The organism is Virgibacillus doumboii, from assembly GCF_902806455.1.
GTDB classification, from domain to species: domain Bacteria; phylum Bacillota; class Bacilli; order Bacillales; family Amphibacillaceae; genus Lentibacillus; species Lentibacillus doumboii.
Window position 1 is genome coordinate 2,039,047 of record NZ_CADCWQ010000001.1, and the last position, 19,748, is coordinate 2,058,794.

Annotated in this window: 16 protein-coding genes; all 16 read right to left on the reverse strand. The window is 40.5% G+C overall.

Annotated features, from left to right (window positions below; translation table 11 throughout):
* Positions 1-128 precede the first annotated feature (128 nt).
* Positions 129-1,112, reverse strand: a complete 984-nt coding sequence (locus G6R02_RS09925; protein ID WP_164669068.1) for a ring-cleaving dioxygenase — start codon at positions 1,110-1,112, stop codon at positions 129-131.
* Positions 1,113-1,277: 165 nt separating this feature from the next.
* Positions 1,278-2,519 carry an MFS transporter gene (locus G6R02_RS09930; RefSeq protein WP_164669069.1) on the reverse strand — a complete coding sequence of 414 codons (1,242 nt, stop codon included), beginning with the start codon at positions 2,517-2,519 and terminating at the stop codon, positions 1,278-1,280.
* 17 nt (positions 2,520-2,536) lie between these two features.
* A complete protein-coding gene (locus tag G6R02_RS09935; protein WP_164669070.1) occupies positions 2,537-3,583 on the reverse strand; it encodes an ArsR/SmtB family transcription factor in 1,047 nt (348 codons plus the stop codon).
* Positions 3,584-3,730: 147 nt separating this feature from the next.
* Entirely contained in the window at positions 3,731-4,345 is a 615-nt protein-coding gene (pyrE, locus tag G6R02_RS09940) for an orotate phosphoribosyltransferase (RefSeq protein WP_164669071.1), read from the reverse strand.
* Complete coding sequence (pyrF, locus tag G6R02_RS09945; RefSeq protein ID WP_164669072.1) at positions 4,329-5,045, reverse strand: orotidine-5'-phosphate decarboxylase; 717 nt, start codon at positions 5,043-5,045, stop codon at positions 4,329-4,331. Before pyrF ends, pyrE begins: the two co-directional genes overlap by 17 nt.
* Positions 5,042-5,956, reverse strand: a complete 915-nt coding sequence (locus tag G6R02_RS09950; RefSeq protein ID WP_164669073.1) for a dihydroorotate dehydrogenase — start codon at positions 5,954-5,956, stop codon at positions 5,042-5,044. Before G6R02_RS09950 ends, pyrF begins: the two co-directional genes overlap by 4 nt.
* Positions 5,953-6,708, reverse strand: coding sequence for a dihydroorotate dehydrogenase electron transfer subunit (locus G6R02_RS09955; RefSeq protein WP_164669074.1), 756 nt, complete (start codon positions 6,706-6,708; stop codon positions 5,953-5,955). Before G6R02_RS09955 ends, G6R02_RS09950 begins: the two co-directional genes overlap by 4 nt.
* Positions 6,705-9,905, reverse strand: a complete 3,201-nt coding sequence (carB, locus tag G6R02_RS09960) for a carbamoyl-phosphate synthase large subunit (RefSeq protein ID WP_164669075.1) — start codon at positions 9,903-9,905, stop codon at positions 6,705-6,707. Before carB ends, G6R02_RS09955 begins: the two co-directional genes overlap by 4 nt.
* Positions 9,898-10,998, reverse strand: a complete 1,101-nt coding sequence (locus G6R02_RS09965) for a carbamoyl phosphate synthase small subunit (protein ID WP_164669076.1) — start codon at positions 10,996-10,998, stop codon at positions 9,898-9,900. Before G6R02_RS09965 ends, carB begins: the two co-directional genes overlap by 8 nt.
* On the reverse strand, positions 10,991-12,274 hold the full coding sequence (locus tag G6R02_RS09970; protein ID WP_205520192.1) for a dihydroorotase: 1,284 nt from the start codon (positions 12,272-12,274) through the stop codon (positions 10,991-10,993). Before G6R02_RS09970 ends, G6R02_RS09965 begins: the two co-directional genes overlap by 8 nt.
* On the reverse strand, positions 12,274-13,158 hold the full coding sequence (locus G6R02_RS09975) for an aspartate carbamoyltransferase catalytic subunit (RefSeq protein ID WP_164669078.1): 885 nt from the start codon (positions 13,156-13,158) through the stop codon (positions 12,274-12,276). The genes G6R02_RS09970 and G6R02_RS09975 overlap by 1 nt, the downstream gene beginning before the upstream one ends.
* A 14-nt stretch (positions 13,159-13,172) precedes the next feature.
* Positions 13,173-14,555, reverse strand: coding sequence for a solute carrier family 23 protein (locus tag G6R02_RS09980; RefSeq protein WP_164669079.1), 1,383 nt, complete (start codon positions 14,553-14,555; stop codon positions 13,173-13,175).
* 142 nt (positions 14,556-14,697) lie between these two features.
* Complete coding sequence (gene pyrR / locus G6R02_RS09985; protein ID WP_164669080.1) at positions 14,698-15,240, reverse strand: bifunctional pyr operon transcriptional regulator/uracil phosphoribosyltransferase PyrR; 543 nt, start codon at positions 15,238-15,240, stop codon at positions 14,698-14,700.
* Between the two features lie 175 nt (positions 15,241-15,415).
* The gene (locus G6R02_RS09990) at positions 15,416-16,327 is read right to left on the reverse strand and encodes an RluA family pseudouridine synthase (RefSeq protein ID WP_164669081.1); all 912 of its coding nucleotides are present in this window, start codon (positions 16,325-16,327) and stop codon (positions 15,416-15,418) included.
* On the reverse strand, positions 16,327-16,794 hold the full coding sequence (gene lspA, locus G6R02_RS09995) for a signal peptidase II (RefSeq protein ID WP_164669082.1): 468 nt from the start codon (positions 16,792-16,794) through the stop codon (positions 16,327-16,329). Before lspA ends, G6R02_RS09990 begins: the two co-directional genes overlap by 1 nt.
* A 109-nt stretch (positions 16,795-16,903) precedes the next feature.
* Positions 16,904-19,660, reverse strand: a complete 2,757-nt coding sequence (gene ileS / locus G6R02_RS10000) for an isoleucine--tRNA ligase (RefSeq protein WP_164669083.1) — start codon at positions 19,658-19,660, stop codon at positions 16,904-16,906.
* Between the last annotated feature and the right edge of the window lie 88 nt (positions 19,661-19,748).

Here is a 19,748-nt window from a genome sequence, read left to right on the forward strand (position 1 = left end):
GCTAGCACGAGGAGGCTCATCAGCCGCCCCCGGAAAGCGAAGTATATTCGCGGAGCGGTTTTATGCACCATTTCCAATATGTTCGGATTTTGTTATGGATAAAACACTTTTGTCCCAACCCCTTTTTCTTAGAAATATTCTTTTTTAATATCTTTTGTGCTTCTGACGGTATCAATTGGACGGACCATGTTTTCAATTTGCTCCCGTTTTGGCTCAAGTTTCGGAGGTAAAGCCAATTTTTCACCGAGGGATTCATATGGCTCATCATCCATGAAGCCTGGACCATCTGTCGCAAACTCAAATAGAATTTGTGGTGCCACATTCGCGTATAATGATTCAAAATAGAAGCGGTTCACATAACCGGATGTCCGGAATCCAAAGCTATGCATGCGTTCAATCCATTCTTCCAGCACAGAACGATCTTCAACGCGGAATGCTGAGTGGTGAACTGTTCCGTATCCTTGACGGGCATTTGGCATTACAGCATTATACTCAACCACTACCTGTGCACCGTTTCCTCCTTCTCCTACCTCAAATAAATGGAATGATTCCTCCTGATCGATTTCTTTAAACATCAGTACTTTTTCCATCATTTCCTTGAAGTAATCAAAGTTAGCGATGCGGACAAAAATTGGTCCCAGACCTGTAATCGCGTATTCCAAAGGTACTGGTCCATCCTTCCATGGTGTGCCAGCAGCAACGCCTTCATTGTTCTCATCTGAAATCAACTGATACTTCTGATCGTCAAAATCAACAAATGATAGTGTCTTTTTACCGAATTGTTCTTTAATTCCCGTGTGTTTTACTTCATAGTGATCAAACCGTTTAACCCAGTATTCCAGCGCTTCATCACTTGGTACGCGGAAAGAAGTTTTGGAAATTTCATTTGTTCCATGCTGACCTTGAGGGATTCCCGGAAAGTCAAAGAATGTCATATCCGTGCCAGGGCCGCCCTTATCATCAGCGAAAAACAAGTGATATGTCTGAATATCATCCTGGTTAACAGTTTTCTTTACAAGCCGCATACCGAGAATGTACGTGAAAAATTCATAGTTTTTTTCTGCACTGCTAGTAATGGCAGTAACATGGTGTATTCCTTTAACGCCATTCATTTATAATTCCTCCCATAAATCCGAGGTAACTCTATTCAAGTCATTTTAATTTACCTTGGTTTAGATATTTTGAATTCAGAATAAATATATCACAGAGAAATTCTGAAATCAAAAATAAATCTTTAAAATGATGTGACAGCATCATTAAACTTAAGTATGTATAATTTATGAACTTGTTTTAAGAGAAGGATGTATGTATACAAATGATGCAACGGTAGCAATAACACCTCCGAATATAATTGTAGTTTCTGTTCCAAACTGATCTGCAATATAACCCGCTGCCAAAGCTGCAACTGGCATTAATATCCACGTCATAAATCGACTTGTAGCTTGCACTCGTCCTAATAAATGATCCGGACTAAGTGTTTGCCGGATTGTTACAATACAGGGACTCATAATGGAAGCAGATAATGTACCCAATGCATTCATTATCACTAATATCATAAAAGCATCAAAAAGCCCAAACACTACGATTGAAATACCTCCTATTGTTCCTGACAAAAATAGGATACTTCTATATGAAAAATATTTCTTCAATACGTTTGTCAATAGCGAACCACCTATCGCAGCAATTCCTCCAATGGAAAGTAAATAACCTATTTGTTCCACACTAAATCCTACTGAAGCTTTTAAGTGAATCACCAGCATTGTTAAAAAAAGCGTTGTTCCAAAAACTGAAAAGAGCATGGCAATGTTAGTAAAGAAAATAGGTTTTTGTTTAATCACAAAGTCAAATCCTTCTTTTATTTCAGTAAATACCATTGCATTCCCTTTTCTTTCATTTTGCTGTGCATTACTATTAATATCCAGACTTAGGACGACAAGGAAACCGATCAAAAAGCTTATACTATTTACTAGCAGTCCCAACCCAGGGTCAGCAATACTTATAATTATGCCTCCCAATCCCGGAGCAACGAAAACTGCTGTATGAAGTATCCCGGTATTAATAGAATTAACCAGTTGCAAATCCTTTTTCCGGACCAACTTAGGTATGGATGCGAATTGGCAAGTATTATAGATTTGAGTTAAAACCCCAACTATTAATGCACCTATATAGATTTCCCAAATATAAAGTGAGTTGACCATATGCAAGGAACCCATTACACCTATCGTAAAAAATCTTCCCATATCACAAATTATTAATATCCTCTTGCGGTTAAATCGATCCGCCAATAGTCTGGTGAATGGCTGAATCAAAACCGGCAACCTCTCTAATGCTGCAACAATTCCCATGCTCATGGGAGAACCAGTTATGGCTAATACGATTAATGGGAGTGCTATTAAGTAAATTTGATCTCCAAAAAAAGAAACCAGATTCCCTCCTATGAACCTGAAAACCTGATAATTTCTTTTAAATTCAGGTACTGCTTCTTTATCTGAATAAAAATGTACATGCGATTCACTCATCTCTTTTCCCCCAAAAATTATTTTTCCTGCAAAAATTGATTTAGTTCTCCCGGTAATAGACTTAATGTCTGCTCGTTCACTTCATATTTGGCAGCGTCATTAAGCACTAATCTTGCCGACTTTAATATCTTCAAATGATGATGAACCGTTGTTTTTCCCATATTTAATTCATCCGTTAATTCCTGCAGAGATAAATTTTTTTCTATTATCATTTTTAAAATCTTTAATCGTGTCTCGTCTCCGAGTGCTTTATATCTTTGTACAAGCATTTTATTTGGTACATATTTACTTTCAGGTGAGATACTCTCATTCGCTATCGGATAATAGATGACTTTGGCCCCTGCTATATCTGCCTCTACGTTCCAGGGACGATAAATAAAATGAGGTATGAGGATGACCTTATAAACACTAGGTTCTGGACGATAGCTCATGCCATCTGTTGCCCACTCGATAAATTGTTCCGGCTCCAATTTTTTCATCATTCTTTCTTTTGATTCCATATCCCTGGTAAGCACTTGTTGCAGCATTTCTGTTTCAGGTTCTATAACTGTCTTATACCAACCAGACATTACTTCAATCAGATGGTCTTTTAATTCTTCTGTATCTGCATTACTAATAAATTCTAAGTATGAAGGAAGAAAAGAATTTCCTTTTGTACTATCTTGCAACTTCTTAAGAGCTTTCTCTGAACCCTGTATTAATTCTTTTTTTGTCACTTCATGATCTCTTCCAAGATACGGTATTGCGATTTCCATTAACTCTTCTGAAGAGAGGTTTCGAACAAAATCAGCAAATGTTGATAAATCCCTGAAGTCTTTCTGATGCAATAATTGAAGTAAGGTCTTCCATGTATTATGGTTTTGCACATATTCAAGTTGGGCAATCATATTTTCAGACAGCGACTTTTTAATACTCTTCCGCTTTTCACTGGACAGATCAAGCGTATCTACCAAAGACGTATTTGTAATAGCCGCAATCCCTAACGCAGCTTCCCATAAAAGCGAATATTTCAGCTCTATCTTGTACGTTTCTTTTTTCTTTGTTCCCATTGAAAATAAATCCATTAAATTACCTCCTTTCTTTATTCTAATATTTTTGAATATAAAATTCAATAAAATTAGAATATATTATTCAAAAAAATTGACACTCCTATTGAAGAGTGTCTTAAATCCTATCTCTTTATTGCAAATTTCACCTGATTTTTTAATAAACTACAATTCTTCCCGCCACCCTTGCAGCTTCCTCTTTTCCTCTTCATCAATTTTCCCGTCAGCAGCAAGTAACTTCAGAATTTCATCATAACCAGTAATCGTTTGGTAAGTTAATTTTGCTTTTTTGAATTGCTGCTTTGACTTTTCTAATCCGTACGTAAATATCGCCAATACCCCGAGTATATCAGCACCTTCCTGTTGCAGTGCCTTTGCCGCCTCAATAGACGATCCGCCCGTGGAAATCAGATCCTCTATGACAACAACGCGTTGTCCTTTTTCAATAGTACCTTCTATCTGATTACCTTTGCCATGTCCTTTTGGTTTTGAGCGGACATATACCATTGGCAAATCAAGTTTATCAGCAATCCATGCCGCATGAGGAATACCTGCCGTTGCGCAACCTGCAATCACATCAGGTTTTTGATCCATCTGTTCGATCAGTTGGACAAATGCCTCAGCAATATTCGTTCGTAATTCCGGATAAGACATGGTTAGCCTGTTATCACAATATATTGGTGATTTAATTCCTGATGTCCATGTAAAATAATCATCCGTACGTATTTTCACAGCTTCAATGTCTAATAGATTCCTTGCAATTTCACGACTTGTTCCCATTTCCCCACTCCTCCAGAACTTTTTTATATGCTGCTTTTGGATCCTGTGCGTTTGTTATTGTTCTGCCCAGAACCAAAATATCTGCTTTGTTTTCTCGCGCAAAAGAAGGAGTTGCAACGCGCTTTTGGTCATTATTATCAGATTCCTGCAACCGAATACCAGGTGTAATGGTTAAAAATTGCGGTCCGCAAACATCCTTAATACGCATTGCTTCATGGACAGAGCATACGACACCATCCGCACCGTTTTTCTTTGCAAAGTCGGCAAAATGTAAAACATTATCCTGTACCTTTCCTTGAATCATCAGTTCATTGTTCATCATTTCGTCGTCCATTGATGTAAGCACCGTAACCGCAATCAGCTTCGTTTCATGGCCTGACACATTTCCAGACAACAACCCTTCTTTAGCCTGTATTATCATTTCACTGCCGCCAAGAGCATGTACATTTACGATGTCCACACCCAGTTTTGCAAGATTCTTCATCGCTTTCCCAACTGTTGCCGGTATATCATGAAGTTTTAAATCAAGAAAGATGTTGTGGTTATCCTGCTTCAGTCTTTCAATTAAATCCGGACCTTCCCGGTAAAATAATTCCATTCCCACCTTTACAGGAATACCGTGAAAATTATTTTCGTCAATAAAATGTTTTGCCTCATCCCACGTTGGAAAATCCAAAGCAAGGTACATGTTTTCCGTCATGAGATATTCCCCTTTCCAATCGCACTTGTTACTGAATCAAATCCGTATTTTTGTAAAACACCCGGCAATGCATCAATAATTTCCGGACAAACGAACGGATTTTGAAAATTAGCTGTTCCGACAGCAACTGCACTGGCTCCTGCCAACAGAAATTCCAGGACATCCTCGGCAGTAAAAATGCCACCCATCCCAATAATTGGAATTTTCACATGCTGCTTCACCTCATAAATCATCCGAATCGCAATCGGTTTGATTGCCTGACCGGATAGTCCGCCAGTCTTATTGGCCAATAATGGTTTCTTGCTTGCGAGATGGATTTGCATGCCGGTTATTGTATTAATCATTGATAATCCATCTGCCCCTGCCTGCTCAACCGCTTTCGCCATCGCAATGATATTCGAAACGTTTGGTGACAGCTTCACATATACCGGAAGATTACTGATTGCTTTAACCTTTTCGGTAACATTGGCAGCCATTTCGGGATCTGTTCCAAACTGGATGCCTCCTTCTTTCACATTCGGACAGGAGATATTCAGTTCCAGAGCACTGACAGATTTATGCTTATTAAAAGTTTCTGCAACTTTGACATATTCTTCAATTGAGCTCCCTGCCACGTTTGCAATGATAGGGAGATTATATTTACTCAAAAATGGTACTTCCGTTTCCATAATTTTTTCCACACCAGGATTTTGCAACCCAATCGCGTTTAACATCCCCGAGGCAGTTTCAGCAACCCGTGGTGTTTTATTTCCGAACCGTGCGTTACCTGTTGCTGCTTTCATAATGACAGCACCGAGTTTATTTAAATCATAAAACTCACTGTACTCCCTGCCAAACCCGAAACAGCCTGATGCCGGCATGACTGGATTTTTCAGCTTTAATCCAGGCAGACTCAGAGCCAGTTCTGTCATAACATCACCTCATCTGCAGCAAATACGGGTCCATCTTTACAAATTTTCCGGTACCCGCCTTGATTATCAGTCGGAATTACGCATGCCAGACATGCACCAACGCCACAGCCCATCCGCTCCTCAAGCGAGATGGAACCGGGGAAATTCGACAGCTCTTTTTTTACTTCCTTGAGCATTGGAATCGGTCCACAGGAAAAATAACGATCAAAATTCCCCACTTGACCCAGTAGATCTGTGACAAGACCTTGATATCCATAACTTCCATCGTCTGTCACCACATACGTAGGACCAAGTTCTTTAAAATTTTTTTCATAAAATACCTGTTCTTTTGATTGAAAGCCCAAAACCGCAGTGACGTTTATTCCTGTACGTTTTAATTCTTTACCCAGGTTATAAAGCGGTGGAATTCCGATGCCCCCTCCTATTAACAATGCTTCTTTCAATATTTTGACGTCATAGTAAAAGCCATTGCCGCTCGGGCCAAGTACATCGATGGTCATATCAGGTTTATAGGATGCTAGGCGTTTCGTTCCTTCACCGATTTTTTTAAACAAAATTGTTATCAAATCGTTTTCAGGTTCAACATCTGCAATGGAAACCGGACGCCGCAGTGTATGACCATCAACAAGTAAATGCAGAAACTGACCAGGCATTGCTGTTTTGGCTACATACGAATTGTGTAACGTCATTTCTACTGTATCTAAAGCGATTTCCTGAACTGACTGAACTGTCATACACACACGTTTTTTCATGATAGGACAACCTTTTTCTTTGTTAATGGTTTAGCACTAAAGGTAGTTGAATCGATCACATTTAAAATAGCACTTGCTGTATCCAGGTTGGTTAAACAAGCAATACCATGCTCTACAGCTTCTCGTCGGATCATAAATCCGTCTGAACGCGGCTGTTTTCCTGAAGAGAGAGTATTAACTACAAACTGGACATCGCCATTTTCGATTATGGATAATACATTTTTTTCAGGTGAGCCAATTTTTTCTACTTGCGTAACCGGAATACCTGCCCTTCTCATGTAAGAAGCGGTGCCTTCTGTTGCATACAACTGAAAGCCAAGCTGGTGAAAGCGATCTGCAATTTCCGTTGTTTCCTCCTTATCCTTATCTGATACAGTCAGGAGTACTGCACCTTCCTGTGGTACGGATAAACCAGCAGCTATAAGCCCCTTATATAATGCCTTTTCCAATGTTTTATCATGGCCGATTGCCTCACCGGTTGATTTCATTTCAGGTCCAAGGATCGTATCGACACTTCGTAATTTTTCAAACGAAAATACCGGTACTTTGACAGAAACGATATCCTGTTCAGGTAACATCCCTGTTTGATATCCCATATTGGTTAGCGAATCCCCTAAAATGCACCTTGTGGCAACGTTCGCCATTGTCACACCTGTCATTTTACTCAAAAACGGTATGGTTCTGCTTGCTCTTGGATTAACTTCCAGAACATACACATCATTATTGCAAACGATAAACTGGATATTGATTAATCCTTTAACATTTAGTCCCCGGGCTATTTTTAATGTTGCCTCCATACATTGCTGTCTGACAGATTCACTGATCCGCTGCGGAGGATAAACGGCAATCGAATCGCCTGAGTGGACACCCGATCGTTCGATATGCTCCATAATCCCTGGTACGATAACCGATTCGCCGTCGCTTATTGCATCCACTTCCACTTCGATTCCAGTTATATATTTATCTATAAGAATTGGATGCGTATCATCCGCGCCGTTGGATTTTGCTAAATATGTGTGAAGTTCGTCATCATCATAAACTATTTCCATACGGCTTCCGCCGATAACATAAGATGGTCTTACCAATACCGGATAGCCAATTTCGTTAGCTGCTTCCAATACCTGACTCGGTTTTTTAACCGTTTTACCCTCTGGCCGCAGTAAATTGAGATCAGTTAAAAGCTTTTCGAATTTATCACGGTCCTCGGCTTTATCAATTGCCTCCAGATTCGTACCAAGTATGTTGACATTACGTCGTTGCAGGCCTTCTGCCAGATTGATTGCTGTTTGTCCGCCAAATTGAACGATTACCCCTTCTGGCTGTTCCAGGTTGATAACATGCATGACATCTTCGAGCGTAAGCGGTTCAAAATAGAGCTTATCCGAAATACTGAAATCGGTTGACACTGTTTCCGGGTTGTTATTCATGATGATAGCTTCGTAACCCATTTCTTTAATGGCTAAAACCGAATGTACCGTCGCATAATCAAACTCAATCCCCTGACCGATCCGGATAGGCCCTGAACCAAGCACAAGGATTTTTTTACGTTCAGAGCGGATGGACTCATTTTCGTCTTCATACGAACTGTAAAAATAAGGTGTTTCCGACTCAAATTCACCTGCACATGTATCGACCATTTTATAGACAGGTGTGATGGAATGTTCGATTCGCTGATTATATACCTGATCCTCTGTTACATTCCATAGACGGGCAATGTGTTTATCGGCAAACCCAAGTTCTTTTACTTCCTGTAAAACTTCCTGTGAATATTTATTTTTATTAAGGTTCGTCTCAATTTCAATTAATTGCTGTATCTTAATAAGGAAAAACCGGTCTATTTTAGTTAACTGGAATATTTCTTCAACGGTCATGCCCCGCCTTATTACTTCCGCGAGAACAAACAGCCGTTCATCGTCAGCTTTTTGTAAGCGTGTTTTCAATTCATCAAGCGATAAATCAACCAAACTTTTCAGCCATAATTCTTCCGTTCCGATATCCAATGACCGGATCCCTTTTAATAAAGATTCCTCAAAATTTCGTCCAATCGACATTATTTCCCCTGTTGCTTTCATTTGTGTACCAAGGTAACGATTACCATTTACGAATTTATCGAACGGAAAACGTGGTATTTTCGTTACAACATAATCAAGGGCAGGCTCAAAACAGGCATAAGTCGTTCCTGTTATTGGATTAATAATTTCATCCATTGTCAGTCCAACTGCAATTTTTGCTGCCATTTTTGCAATTGGATAGCCTGTAGCTTTTGAGGCCAGCGCTGATGATCTGCTGACACGCGGATTAACTTCGATAATATAGTAATTGAAACTGTTGGGATCAATTGCAAGCTGAACATTACATCCACCCTCAATTTCCAACGCCCGGATGATTTTCAGTGATGCATTTCTCAACAGCTGATACTCCCGATCACTGAGCGTTTGGGATGGTGCTACGACAATCGAATCACCGGTATGAATCCCGACCGGATCCACATTTTCCATGTTACACACAACAATTGCCTGGTCGTTTTTATCACGCATCACTTCATACTCTATTTCTTTGTATCCTGCTATATTTTTCTCGATTAAACATTGATTGACAGGCGATAATGCCAGCCCATTACGCGCAATTTCTCTGAGTTCTGATTCGTTATAACACATCCCGCCTCCGGTTCCTCCAAGTGTATAGGCAGGACGAACGATAACCGGAAAACCTATTTTCTTCGCAAAATCCATTGCTGCCTCAACCGAGTTCACAATTTGGCTGTCTGGTACAGGTTCATTTAATTCCTGCATTAACGACCGGAATTTTTTACGGTCTTCGGCTTTTTCGATTGCTTCAAGCGATGTCCCTAAGAGCTCAACTTTGTATTCACCTAAAATGCCGATTCTCTCTAATTCCACTGCCAGGTTCAGCCCTGTTTGACCTCCTAATGTGGGAAGAATTGCATCAGGCTGTTCTTTGCGGATAATTTTAATCAGAAAATCCGTTGTTAATGGTTCCATGTATACCTTATCTGCTATAGTTTGATCAGTCATGATTGTTGCCGGATTGGAGTTTGCCAGAATAACTGTGTACCCTTCTTCTGTTAACGCCTGGCATGCCTGTGTTCCGGAATAGTCAAATTCTGCTGCCTGACCGATGACAATTGGTCCTGATCCAATGACAAGTATCTTCTTAATCCTGTTGTTCTTAGGCATATACATTCTCCTTATGTTTGGCTTTTGTTTCAGTAATCATTTGTAAAAAGGCATCAAACAGGTGATTTGTATCTTCCGGTCCCGGAGAACTTTCCGGATGGTACTGAACCGAGAAAGCCGGATAAAAAGTATGGCGCACTCCTTCGACCGAATCATCGTTTAAAGCTTGCTGCGTGATTACGAGGTCCGTATGTGCCAACGAATCATGTGTAACTGCATAGCTGTGATTTTGTGATGTCATGTATGTCTTATTCTTTTCCAAATCTTTAACCGGATGATTTGCCCCGCGGTGACCAAACTTCATTTTTTCTGTATCGCCACCACATGCAAGTGCAAGCAACTGGTGTCCGAGGCAAATACCGAACAATGGTATCTGGCCCAGTACCGTTTTAATCATCTCAATTGATTCCGGAACATCTTTTGGATCACCCGGTCCATTCGTCAGCATGATTCCATCAGGTTTCAGTCGTAAAATATATTCTGCACTGTAATTGTATGGAACTACTGTCACATGACAATTCCGCTTGGTCAGTTCACGAAGAATCCCGTGCTTCATCCCGAAATCAACCAGTACAATTCGCATGCCCCGTCCGGGAACAACATAAGGTTTCACGGCAGAAGTCATTTTCACCTGATTTGTTTGATATGGCAGATTTTTTACTTTCTCAAAATGTTCATCAAATGAATCATCCGCGTCCGTAATCATCGCTTTCATAGTCCCGTTTTTCCGGATGATTTTCGTCAGTTTTCTTGTATCGATTCCGGATATTCCCGGAATGTTATTTGCTTTCAGGTATTCATCAAGTGTTTCATCACTCCGGAAGTTTGATGGTTGTTCACATAATTCCTTTACAACAAAGCCATGAATAAATGGGGTAACAGTCTCAAAATCATCCCGGTTAATTCCGTAATTGCCGACAAGTGGATACGTCATCGTTACGATTTGACCGCAATAAGACGGATCTGAAATAACTTCCTGATATCCAGTCATTCCGGTATTAAATACGATTTCTCCTGTTAAGTTGACATCACTGCCAAATCCTTTTCCTTTAAAAACTGTTCCATCCTCGAGAATAAGCTGCCGTTCAGTCATGAAAATCCTCCTTGTAAACGATTTTTCCTTCAGCAATTGTTGCTACTGGAATTCCTTGTATATCCCAGCCGTGAAATGGGGTGTTTTTTCCTTTTGAAAGAAAAGTGTTTTTATCTATTTTTGCTTTTTTATCCAGATTCACAATAGTGAGATCAGCAACGTCCCCTACTTTTAAAGCCCCATAAGGCAAATTGAAAACTTGTGCTGGTTTAATCGTCAGCCAATCTGCTAATTGGTGCAGTGTGATTTTATTTGTTTTTACAAGATTCGTATACAGTAGTGAAAAAGCAGTCTCCAAACCGACAATCCCAAATGGGGCATTAAGAAAACCTTGTGCTTTTTCCGCTTCAGCGTGTGGTGCATGGTCTGTTGCAATAAAATCGATTGTTCCATCTATCAAACCTTCGAACAGAGCCTCTTGGTCTTCTTCACTTCTTAATGGTGGATTCATTTTAAAGTTGGCATCATCTTCAGCGATTACATCTTCATTCAGTAATAGATGATGCGGGGTTACTTCAGCAGTCACGTGAATTCCTGCTCTTTTGGCATCGCGTATGACTCGTACTGACTCTTTTGTACTTACGTGGCAAACATGGTAATGACATCCGGTTGCTTCCGCCAGTAATACATCACGGGCGATCTGCACAGATTCACTTTGTGAAGGAATTCCTGGAAGGTCCAAAGTTTTATCTGCGTTTCCCTGATGAACAACGCCGCCATAAAGAATCGAGTTATCCTCACAATGGGCAACAATTGGTTTATTATTAGCGGCTGCCTCTTTCATGGCGCGGAGCATCATGTCGGCAGTTTGTATTCCGACTCCATCATCCGTAAACGCAAATACACCCGCTTTTGAAAGTTCAGTTATATTTGTAAGCTCATTACCTGCTAAATTTGTTGTAATTGCTGCATATGGTAAAACACGTACACTGGCATCTTTTTCCAGTTTTTCATGTAAACCATTGACCGAATCAACGTCATCAGGAACAGGGGAAGTGTTCGGCATTGCGCAAACTGTAGTAAAACCACCCCGTGCAGCGGCTTTCGTGCCCGTTTCTATTGTTTCTTTATGTTCTCCGCCCGGTTCCCTGAGATGGATATGAACATCGATAAATCCGGGGAATACAAAATTGTTCTGACAATCGATTATTTTATCCGTATCCACTGAAATTTCAGGTGCTATTTCAGCTATTTTTCCATTATCAATTAGAATGTCGCATTGTCCTGTTTCATTTTTGTCATAAATTCTTCTTGCATTTTTAAGTAATAGTTTCATCATGCCAGTCCCCATTTCTCTGCTAATATTTTAATTATCGCCATTCGTACATAAACACCGTTTTCCATTTGTTTAAAAACCCTTGATCTGTCACATTCCACTAATTCTTCTGCGATTTCAACTCCTCGATTGACTGGTGCCGGATGAAGAATTATCGCATGACTTTTCATTTTCCTTTCCCGTTCAATCGTAAGTCCAAATTGCTTCAGATAGGAAGTCGTATCATATTGGTCTGTTTCGTGTCGTTCATGCTGAATACGTAACAGCATCATTACATCACACATTTCAACCCCCTCATCGATTGAAACATAGGGAAATTCCATGGACTCATCCCCAAAACCCGGTGCCGCTGCAAAGTATACCTCGGCACCAAGCGTCTTCAGCGCGTATGCGTTGGAACGTGCTACCCTGCTATGCTTTATGTCCCCTGCAATAACAACCTTTACATTCTTAAATGTTCCGAATTCCTGATAGATTGTTAATAAATCAAGCATACACTGTGTCGGATGTTCACCTTTTCCTGCCCCGGCATTGATGACTGGTATGGAGATATTCGGTAAAAGTTCGTCATACCAGTTGTCGTCCTGATGACGAATCATCAGCATATCAGCACCAATTGCCTCGAACGTTTTGGCTGTATCATACAAAGATTCCCCTTTTGTTATACTGGAAGTTTCCATATGAAAATCAAATGTTTCCATTCCCAGTTTTTTCTGTGCTGCCACAAAACTCATTTTTGTTCTGGTGCTCGGTTCATAAAAGAGATTTGCAGCGAATAATTGTTTTGAAAACTTTTGATCTTGCAAACGAACTTCTTCTGCTCTGTTTAAAATAGAACTAATAGATTTACAGGTTAAATTTTTCGTTGATACGAAATGTCGCATAAAATTCTTCCTCTCTATGCTGCACGTTCATCTTTTTCGGATACTGTAGTGTCATCAAACATTGCTCCGTTGCCATAGCCACTTTCCTTTCCTGGCAGTACAAGGTTTAATACAACTCCAATCAACGCTGATAATGCCATACCTGCAATTTGCAGGTTATCGGTAACCTGGATAAATGCACCACCGATTCCGATTACCAGAATGACAGATGAGATGATCAGGTTTCGCTTATCACTCAAATCAATATGATTATCAATCATCATTCGCAGACCATTTGAGGCAATGATCCCGAACAATAGTATCGATACACCACCCATAACTGCTGAAGGTATGGAACTGATTGTCGCTGTAATAATGCCGATAAATCCAAAGGTAACTGCAAAGACTCCAGCACCCGCAATAACAAAGACACTGAATACACGGGTTATTGCCAGAACGCCAATGTTTTCACCGTACGTTGTATTTGGAGGTCCGCCAATGAACGATGCAATTATTGTAGCTACCCCATCACCCATAATGGAACGGTGAAGTCCGGGTTTCTTGATAAAGTTATTGCCGACGACCTTTGACAATACCATCTGGTCACCAATATGCTCAGCAATTGTTACAAGTGCTACGGGGGCCATTAAGAAAATAATTTCTCCACTGATGACCTCAAAGGGAGAGTAGTTTACAAATGGTACGATAAAATCGGGTTTCTGAAAGATTGCCAGGAAAAACTCGCCAATGGAACCAGCCGTTGTTATATCTGCCCACTCGGCTTTAATTTGGGCCGTATCGACAATCCCCTGAAAAACAGCGAATACATATCCAAAAGCAATTCCTATCAGGATTGGTATAAGTCCAAAAAATCCTCGAAAGAAAATGGAAGCTATAATCGTAACGCCAAGGGTAACAAGTGCAACCAGAAAGTGTGTGCTGCTGTAAACCTGCTCATCAATTCCAGGAACATACATCGCCATATCAATAGCAGTTGAGGCAAGACCAAGTCCAATGACGATGATTACCGGACCGACTACAATCGGAGGTAAAATTCGCATAAGCCAGTTTATCCCAAAAAATCGAATCAAAACTGCCACTATCCCGTAAACAAGTCCAGCCAAAAAGCTGCCAATCATTGCCCCGGCTGCTCCACCAGCTGCAGTCGCACCAATAATCGGTGCAATAAACGCAAAACTTGATCCCAAATAGGCAGGTATTTGACCTTTCGTAATCAGTAAATAAGATAATGTTCCAAGTCCGCTGGAAATCAGTGCTACTGCCGGTGACAGGCCGGTAAGAAATGGAACTAATATCGTTGATCCAAACATTGCAAACAAATGCTGCAAACTTAAAATAATCCATTTTTGCGGTTTCGGTACTTCTTTAACGTCTAATGCCATTTCTTTCTGTCTCATTTCCATTCCTCCCATTTAAATTGCATTAAAAAAACCTCTTTGCAAAAGGCCGCAAAGAGGTATACGTGCAGAAAGTTATTGAATACACGCGTTCTCAGGCAACCTTTTAAATCTCTCTGGATTTAGTTAAAGGTCTATCTATTTATTTTTCGTATATACTTACTTCGTCGTCGTCATCCTCTTCCTGTAAATTAACGACGATTATTTCTTTATCCGAAGTGGGAATGTTTTTCCCAACATAATCAGCTCGGATTGGCAGTTCCCGATGCCCCCTGTCGATTAATACACCAAGCTGAATCTGTGATGGCCTGCCAATATCCATTACCGCATCCATTGCTGCTCTGACAGTTCTTCCTGTATATAAAACATCATCAATCAGTATTACTTTTTTACCTTTAAGTTCCGTATCAATATTGGTGTCTTTTAATTCAGGATCATGGTCCACTGTCACTTCTTCCAGATCATCACGATATAACGTTATGTCCAATTCACCGACAGGAACTGTGATTCCTTCAATTTGCTTTATCTTATCCTGCAATCGTTTTGTCAGTGGAACCCCTCTGGTTTTGATACCAACCAACAACAAGTTTTCGCCGCCCTTATTTTTTTCAACGATTTCATGAGCAATTCGTGTCAGTGCTCTCGACATTGCCGTCTGATCCAATACCACTGTTTTTTTGTTCACAAACCCACCTCTTTCAATCAAAAAATCCCTTTTTGTCCATGAGGATAAAAGGGATTTGGATATACGTATCGCTACATACAAATTCATTCCGTCTCCTTCTTCGCCTCACTGGACTCTGTTAAAGGATCATTTATTTTATTTGCTTGCTTTATTATTGCAAACCAGCATCTTTCTGTCAATACATTTTCTCAAACTGCTTCAACAGCTTTTGAAAATAATCAGGTGCTTCCGCTATAAATTGTTTCCACTCGCCGGTTCTCGGGTGGGTAAAGCCAAGTGATTTGGCATGCAGCACCTGACCATTTGTTTCCAATGTTTTTCGCTGACCGTATTTGGGGTCACCAACAAGCGGAAAACCAATGTATTTCATATGGACGCGAATTTGATGGGTCCGCCCCGTTTCAAGCTGACATTCAACATGTGTAAAATTTTCATATCTGTTTATAACCCGAAAATGCGTCACTGCCGGTTTGCCATTATCAACAACGGCCATTTTTTGCCGGTTATTTGGATCCCTTCCAATCGGTGCATCAATTAATCCGTTGTCATGATTGATTTCACCGTGAACAACCGCTTCATATTTACGTTCAATATCTTTTTCAGCCAGTTGTTCAGCCAAACTTGTATGTGCCATGTCATTTTTGGCAACAACTAATAGGCCGCTCGTATCTTTATCAATGCGATGAACAATGCCGGGACGTTCGACACCGTTAATTCCCGACAAATCATCACAATGATACAGTAATGCATTTACCAGTGTACCATTCTGGTGGCCGGCCGATGGGTGAACCACCATTCCTTTTGGTTTATTAACTACAAGCTGATCACCGTCTTCATAAACGATGGATAACGGAATGTTTTCAGGCTCTATATTTAATGGCTCCGGGTCTGGAATAGTCCACTCAACCACGTCACCGGTATGACATTTATAGTTTGCCTTCACGTTCTCCTTATTTACAAATACAAGCTCACCGGAAATCCAGGTCTGAACCTGTGAACGCGAAACATCCTGATTAATGCCAGACAATAATTTATCAATCCGTATTTTATTTTCCATTTCAGTTACAACGTGCTGATGTGAGGTCATTACTGCTCTTTTCCTTTCTTCTTTTCATCAATAAACGTAACGATTAATACAAGAATTACACCTATAACCAATGAAGAATCAGCTACATTAAAGATAGGATAGTCATACCCAAACAAAATGAAATCAAAGAAATCAACTACTTCTTTACGGAAAAGACGGTCGATGAAGTTGCCAATAGCTCCACCTAAGGCAAGGCTCAGTGAAATTGCCAGCAGTCTACTATCTTTTCCATACTTTTGCATATAATAAACAATGCCTATTACGACAATAACTGTAACAATGTAAAAGAACATCATTTGTCCCTGCAGGATTCCCCATGCCGCCCCACTATTACGATGTGAAGTTAGATAGAAAAAATTCTCAATTACTGTAATCTGTTCACCAATATCCATTGTTTTTACTACAATCCATTTTGTTACCTGATCGATGATAACGATAACCAGTGCCAATATGTAATATAAAAACATCCCATAGCCTCCGAATCTAAAAAACTGTTCCTTATGCATTTTACCATAAATACAAAAAAAGCGCCTTTCCTTTCGAAAAAATCGAAAGGCAAAGACACTTTTTTATTCATCATGCACTGTAATGTTCTTTTACAATATCTGCACAACGTGTACAAAGTTCCGGATGATCCTTATCTTCTCCAACTGTTTCTGATGCGGTCCAGCAACGCTGACATTTTTCACCCGGATGCTTTTCAACCGCAACATTCACATAACGGTATTCCTTCGCATCATGATTGTCATCAGTGACATCAGCGCCTGATACTATAAATAACTGGTGAATATTCGGGATTTCCTCAAGTACTTCTTTTGTTACATTGTCTTTTGGAACAAGTGAAATGTTAGCTTCCAGAGATTTACCGATCACCTTGTCATTTCTTGCTTCCTCCAATGCTTTTAACACGTCATCGCGTACTTTCATGAAGTGATCCCATTTTTCTTGAACATTCTCAATTCCGTCAATTGTTCTTGGTTCCGGAATGTCGGTCAACTGCACACTTTCTTCTCGCGCACCAGGAATATACTCCCACATCTCATCAGTTGTATGCGGGATGATCGGCGTCAACAGTTTCACCAATGATGTTACAATTTCATAATAAGCTGTCTGAATGCTTCTGCGGCGGTGATTATCCGCTGCTTCGATATATAAAATATCTTTGGCAAAATCAAGATAGAATGCACTTAAATCAACCGTACAGAAATTATGAATTTGTGAGTAGATTGGCGAGTATTCATAGATGTCATAGCTATCCCTGACATTCTTCAATAAATTCTGCAGGCGATGCAACATATAACGGTCGACTTCTTCCATTTCCGCTTCAGGAACTGCATCCTTCGCCGGGTCAAAATCGGCTAAATTTCCGAGCATGAACCGGACTGTGTTACGGATTTTTCGATAGCCCTCGGAAACCTGTTTCAAAATTTCCTGTGAAATCCTTACGTCTGCCTGGTAATCAACTGATGATACCCATAGTCGTAAAATATCAATCCCAAGCTGTTTTTGGATCTTTAACGGATCCATAACATTGCCGAGTGATTTACTCATCTTGCGGCCATTTCCATCCAATGTGAATCCATGACTGACAATAGCCTCATATGGAGCTCTGCCTGTTACTGCCACTGCAGTTGAAATGGATGAATTAAACCACCCGCGGTACTGGTCACTTCCTTCCAGATAGACATCTGCCGGGCGTTTATGATCCTTCCGTCCCATAAGTACAGCTTCATGCGATGAACCGGAGTCAAACCAGACATCCATGATATCTGTCTCTTTGGTAAAATCGCCATTTGGGCTATGTTCGGAAGTAAACCCTTCAGGCAACAGATCTTTTGCTTCCCGTTCAAACCAGACATTTGACCCATGCTCTGCAAATAACTTGGATACATGTTCAATAGTCTCGTCATTAATAATCGGTGTGCCATCTTCTCCGTAAAAAACAGGAATCGGTACACCCCATGTCCGCTGCCGGGAAATACACCAGTCTTCACGATCACGCACCATGTTATACAGCCGTGTTTCACCCCATGACGGATACCAGTTAATCCGATTAATTTCGTCTAAAATATTTTGACGAAAATCTTTAATCGAAGCAAACCATTGGGATGTCGCCCGGAAAATGGTTGGTTTTTTCGTACGCCAGTCATGCGGGTATGAGTGTGTGATAAATGTCAGTTTCAGCAGTGATCCGTTTTCTTCCAGCTTTTCCGTTACAACTTTATTGGCCTGATCATAAAACAGCCCTTCAAATCCTGGTGCTTCAGCGGTAAAGTAACCTTTTTCATCAACCGGAGAAAGGGCTTCAAGTCCATACCTTCTTGACATATAGAAGTCATCTTCCCCATGTCCTGGTGACGTATGAACACAGCCGGTACCGGCATCTGTTGTCACATGATCACCCATCATCACAAGTGAATCACGGTCATAAAACGGATGTTTCGTAACGACTTTATCCGCTTCTTCCCCTTTGAATGTTTTCACAACTTCCGGACTTTCCCATTCCAGTTCTTCGGTAATGGTTTCCAAAAGCTCATTTGCAATGACATATTTTTCACCATTAACAGTAACGACGGCATATTCAAGTTCCGGGTGCAGTGCAATACCCAGGTTGGCCGGAATCGTCCATGGTGTCGTTGTCCAGATAATTATTTTTTCGTCGCCGTCAAGAACCCCTTTTCCGTCTGTCACCTGAAAAGACACATAAATAGAAGGCGATCGTTTATCATAGTATTCAATTTCTGCCTCGGCCAGTGCCGACTCTGAAGACGGTGACCAATAAACAGGCTTCAGTCCCTTGTAAATGTATTCTTTCTTTGCCATCTCACCAAACACTCTGATCTGTGCTGCTTCATAATCTTTTGTCAGCGTAATATACGGGTTATCCCAATCACCGCGGACACCAAACTTTTTAAACTGTGTACGCTGATTATCCAGTTGTCCCAAAGCATATTCAGCACACATTTGTCTGAATTCAGCAATACTCATTTTTTTGCGGTCAACTTTTTTCTTTTTGGTCAATGCTGTTTCCACCGGTAGACCGTGTGTATCCCAGCCGGGTACATATGGTGCATGATAGCCGGTCATCGATCTGTATCGAGTAATAAAATCCTTCAAAATTTTGTTTAATGCATGCCCGATATGCAAGTCACCATTGGCATACGGAGGACCGTCATGCAGAATAAACAATGGACGTCCTTTAGTACGCTCCAGATCCTTCTCGTAAATTTGGTTTTCATCCCATTTTTTCTGGCGCTCAGGCTCCTTGTTCGGCAAATTCCCGCGCATTGGAAATTCTGTTTTCGGCATCAATAATGTGTCTTTATAGTCCAAAATTTTTCACTCCTTGTTATTTTAGAAATCAGCCATGTTAATAAAATATCAAAACTATCGTTAAAATAGTTCCAGAATAAAAAAAGCC